We start from the raw sequence: 267 nt of genomic DNA, 5'->3' as shown, positions 1-267 counted from the left end.
ACCGTAGAACAAGCTCGCGCTGGGGATGCTTTCTGCGATTATCTCATCGCCAATGTCGACAAACTGAAATTCGTATGGATTATTTGGAAAAACCGGTCATGGTCGCGTGAACGCCGGACATGGAAGAATCTCAACAAAACAGGCGACATCTCAACGCGCCACTACGATCATGTTCACGTACTGTTTTCCACCGAGTCACGCTGGCCGACCAACATCGTTGATACTGCAAGCGTCAGCGTCGAAAATTTGCGCAGCGCGCGATACAGT

General features: G+C 50.6%; 1 protein-coding gene. It reads left to right on the top strand.

The window, feature by feature from the left end:
* Positions 1-267 (top strand): hypothetical protein (locus J3481_RS14535; protein WP_206882540.1); only part of this gene is annotated, 267 nt, incomplete at both ends.

This window comes from Alicyclobacillus fructus, assembly GCF_017329605.1.
Taxonomy (GTDB): Bacteria; Bacillota; Bacilli; order Alicyclobacillales; family Alicyclobacillaceae; genus Alicyclobacillus; species Alicyclobacillus fructus.
The sequence above is the reverse complement of the archived record's forward strand: the minus strand, read 5'-3'. Positions and strand labels throughout refer to the sequence as shown.